Source organism: Jatrophihabitans sp., from assembly GCF_036389215.1.
Taxonomy (GTDB): Bacteria; Actinomycetota; Actinomycetes; order Mycobacteriales; family Jatrophihabitantaceae; genus Jatrophihabitans_A.
Genome location: NZ_DASVQG010000083.1, coordinates 1 through 3,823 on the forward strand (window position 1 = coordinate 1; position 3,823 = coordinate 3,823).

The window sequence follows — 3,823 nt, forward strand, 5'->3', positions numbered from 1 at the left end:
GTCAAAAGAAGCGAGGAGGCCTTCTGGATCCGTCACGAAGTAGGGCGAGATGTAGCCCTTGTCGAACTGCATGCCCTCGGTGAACTCGAGTTCGGTGGCCAGGGTGTTGGACTCCTCGACGGTGATCACGCCGTCGTTGCCGACCTTGGTCATGGCCTGGCCGATCAGGGCGCCGATCTGGGCGTCCTGGGCGGAGATGGTGCCGACGTGAGCGATGCCCTGCTCACCCTCGACCGGGGTGGCGGCCGCGTCCAGCGCCTTGCAGACCGCGTCGACGGCCAGGTCGATACCGCGCTTCAGGCCGCCCGGGCTGGCGCCCGCGGCGATGTTGCGCAGGCCTGAGTTGACCATGGCCTGGGCCAGCACGGTGGCGGTGGTGGTGCCGTCACCGGCGACGTCGTTGGTCTTGGTGGCCACCGACTTCACCAGCTGGGCGCCCAGGTTCTCGAACGGGTCGTTCAGCTCGATCTCACGGGCGATGGTGACGCCGTCGTTGGTGATCAGCGGCGCACCGTAGGACTTGTCCAGCACCACGTTGCGGCCACGCGGGCCGAGCGTGACCTTGACGGTGTTGGCCAGCTTGTCGACGCCGCGCTCGAGCGCACGCCGGGCGTCCTCGTTGAAGCTGAGGAGCTTCGCCATGGATGGTTCCTCTCTGAAGCCGTGCGGGAACGGAAAGCCGAGAACGCCCCGGGGCGCAGAGCGCTCCGGGGCATCTCGGTAAGGCGGGTGCGGTTACTTGACGATGACGGCGAGGACATCCCGCGCCGAGAGCACCAGGTACTCCTGGCCGGCGTACTTGACCTCGGTGCCGCCGTACTTGGAGTACAGGACGACATCGCCCTCGGAGACGTCGATCGGAATGCGGTTGCCGTTGTCGTCGACGCGGCCGGGGCCGACCGCGAGGACGGTGCCCTCCTGGGGCTTCTCCTTGGCGGTGTCGGGAATGACGATGCCGGAGGCGGTGGTGGTCTCGGCCTCCAGTGCCTGGACGACGATGCGGTCCTCAAGCGGCTTGATGTTGACCTTGGTGGCGGTCACGCTCAGCTCCCCTCCTGGGGTCTTACCGGGTAATGGAATGTCTGTTCAGATGTCGGGCTGTTTCTGGTCGGCCAGCTGCCGTCGCGGGGGTCAGCCATGCCTTCACTAGCACTCTAGCTCTGAGAGTGCCAGCTCTCAACACCGGGGTCCGGCTGTCAGCCGAAGGTGTTGGCCCTCCAGCTGCGGCCCGCGTCAGTGGTCGTCCAGACCGTGCCCGACGCCGCCGTGCCGGGCCCGTCAACCTCCAGCACCCGGCCCACCGAGGAGTTCTCGAAGCCGATCCAGGACGCCGCGCCCGGTCCCTTGCCGCCGTTGCCGGTGCGCTGCCAGTGCTGGCCGCCGTCGGTGCTGCGGTACAGCTGGTCCAGGCTCACCAGCAAGGTGGTCGCCGAGGCGGCTCCCAGCACGTCGCCGGTCGCGGCACCGAGGCTGGGCGGCGCGGCGGTGAAGTGCGCCCCGCCGTCGGTGGAGGTCATGGTGAACTTGGGGCCGCTGTCGCCGCGGGGGGTGCACAGTCCGGTGATCGAGGCATCCGGGGCAACCGTGACCGCAACCGTGTCGACCTCGCCACCGCCGCTGGTACGCGGGCACGGCTCGCCGACCTTGCGCCAAGTGGCGCCGCCGTCGGTCGAGGTGAACAGCACCGAGGTGGCGTCCTGCGCACCCCCGGCGGGGTTGCCGAAGGTGGCCAGCACCGCGGTGCGGCCGCTGGCGGCCAGTTGCGCCCCGGCACTGCGGGCGCCGGGCGGCAACGCGACGTCGTCCCACTCGGTGCCGCCGATCGCGGCGCGCTGCACCCGGAACTTGCAGCCCGGGGCGCAGGAGGGCGCCTGGCCGAGCACCCGCAGTGCCATGCCGTCGACGATCTCCAGGGAGTACGCCGAGCCGTCGGGTTGCTGCCTGGCCCAGTGCTTGCCTCCGTCGGTGGTCAGGAAGAGGGCGTTGAAGCTGAAGGCATAGCCCACGTCGGGGTTGGCGAAGCGCAGGTGGGTCACCAGGTCGCAGCTGTTCGAGCAGGTGTCGGTCTGGCTGAGCATCGCATTCGGGGCCGGCAGGCCCACCCAGCTCTTGCCGCCGTCGACGGTTCGCAGGATCGAGGTGCACGGCGCGCTGACACAGGGCGCGGTGCCCAGCGCGTACCCGACATCGGTGCTCACCCAGGTCAGGTCCACCGCCTTGAACCCGGCCGGTACCGGCCCGCCCGCCGGCAGACCGCCCTGGACGGGCGTGCTCGCCCCGCCGGACGGGCTGGTGCTCGGTGTGGGCCTGGCGGTGGCGCTGGGCGTGCCGTTGGGCGCCGGTGCGCTGGTGCTCGACGAGGTCGGGCTGGGCTGAGCGGCGGGCGGCTGGCGATCCGGTCGCAGCAGCGAGGTGCCGACCAGGACGCCTGCCAGCAGCACCGCCACCACGGCCGCCGCAGCGGCCGGAAGGATCCAGCCCCGCCAGCCACGCTGGCCGGCGGACGAGCCGTCATCGGCCGAGAACGGGCCGGGGAACGGGCCTGAACGCGGACCTGAGAGCGGGCCCGGGACCGCTGTGGGCAGGGTCGCCGTCGAGGCCTGCGCCGCGCCGATCACCCGCTCGGTGAACGCCGGGCCGGCGCTGACCGTCCGGGCCTCGGCGACCAGCGCCTGGCGCAGTTGGACGGCAGCGGGTTCGGTTTCGTGGCTCATCGCAGGTTTCCATTCGTCGGCGAGATGTCTCGCGGTCGTGATCGTCGCTCGGTCTCAGCCCGCAACGTGGCGAGGCTGCGGCTGACGATGCTGCGCACGGTGCCCTGCCGGCAGCCGAGGTCGGCGGCGATCTGGGCATCGCTGAGGTCGTCGTAGAACCGCAGCACCAGGACCGCGCGCTGCTTCGGCGGCAGGCTGGCCAGCAGCCCGCGCACCACTTCCCGGTCACTCAGCAGGCCGGCCTGGTCACTGTCGTAGCCGCGTTCGGGCGGGTCGGCGAAGAGCATCTCGTGCCCGGCCCGGCGTCGCCTGCCGTTGAGGAAGTTGTTGGTCATCGAACGCCGGACGTAGGCCAGCGGCACGTCGGCGGCCGCCACCTTCGACCAGCGCGGCAACAGCCGCAGGAAGGTGTCCTGGACCAGGTCCTCGGCCGCGGCCAGCTCCCCGGTCAGCAGGAACGCCGAGCGGAGCAGTGTCGTGCTGTGCGCCCGCACGAACGCGGTGAAATCAGTGAACTGGGTGAAGTCGGTGACCTCGGCCATGGTGTTCGCCTTCCTTTCCCGTGTTGACACGATGGCAGCCGGAAATGTTGCAGAGGTTTAGGACACACTTGCCGGGTGCTTCCCGAGTTTCCCGGCGCCGTCGGCGACGTCACCGCCCCGGCGGGCAGGGCCGAGCTGGAACGGGCGATCGGGCTGGTGGAGTCGGTGACCGAAACCGACCCGGTTCGCCGGGCGGCGGCAGCCCGCCGGCTGCTGCCGCCGGAGCTGGCCACCGCGGCACTGACCCAGGCCGGCCTGCGGGCCGCCGCCCGGACGAAGTTCGGCAGCCTGGCCGGGCGGCTGCTGTTCACCGCCGACGGCCTGGAGCAGGCCACCCGGATCGAGGTCGCCGATCACCGGGCCGCCCGGTTCGCCGGCGCGGGGCTGGCCTCGGTGCTGGACCTGTGCTGCGGCATCGGCTCCGACGCGCGGGCCTTCGCCCGGGCCGGCCTGCGGGTCAGCGGTGTCGAGCGGGACCCGGCGATCGCGGCGCTGGCAGCCGCGAACGCCGCCGGGCAGCCGGTGCGGATCAGCACCGGATCGGCCGAGCAGGCGGACTGGCGCTCG

At 71.4% G+C, this 3,823-nt stretch carries 5 protein-coding genes; 1 reads left to right on the forward strand and 4 read right to left on the reverse strand.

What is annotated here, in order from left to right:
* From VF542_RS03900 to VF542_RS03915, 4 genes are all read right to left on the reverse strand, one after another.
* Nucleotides 1-642 (reverse strand): TCP-1/cpn60 chaperonin family protein (locus VF542_RS03900; protein WP_408650394.1); only part of this gene is annotated, 642 nt, incomplete at its 3' end.
* A 93-nt stretch (nt 643-735) separates the two neighbouring features.
* A complete protein-coding gene (gene groES / locus VF542_RS03905; protein WP_408650398.1) occupies nt 736-1,047 on the reverse strand; it encodes a co-chaperone GroES in 312 nt (103 codons plus the stop codon).
* A 149-nt stretch (nt 1,048-1,196) separates the two neighbouring features.
* Nucleotides 1,197-2,714, reverse strand: coding sequence for a WD40/YVTN/BNR-like repeat-containing protein (locus tag VF542_RS03910; RefSeq protein WP_408650395.1), 1,518 nt, complete (start codon nt 2,712-2,714; stop codon nt 1,197-1,199).
* Nucleotides 2,711-3,256 carry a SigE family RNA polymerase sigma factor gene (locus VF542_RS03915; protein ID WP_408650396.1) on the reverse strand — a complete coding sequence of 182 codons (546 nt, stop codon included), beginning with the start codon at nt 3,254-3,256 and terminating at the stop codon, nt 2,711-2,713. The genes VF542_RS03910 and VF542_RS03915 overlap by 4 nt, the downstream gene beginning before the upstream one ends.
* A gap of 75 nt (nt 3,257-3,331) precedes the next feature.
* Between VF542_RS03915 and VF542_RS03920 the strand changes: the two genes are divergently transcribed.
* A partial coding sequence (locus VF542_RS03920) for a methyltransferase domain-containing protein (protein WP_408650397.1) occupies nt 3,332-3,823 on the forward strand: 492 nt, incomplete at its 3' end.

Coding starts and splice junctions, on each gene's coding strand:
- VF542_RS03915 (WP_408650396.1), bottom strand. CDS start 3,256: ATGGCCGAGGTCACCGACTTCACCCAGTTCACTGATTTCACCGCGTTC.
- VF542_RS03910 (WP_408650395.1), bottom strand. CDS start 2,714: ATGAGCCACGAAACCGAACCCGCTGCCGTCCAACTGCGCCAGGCGCTG.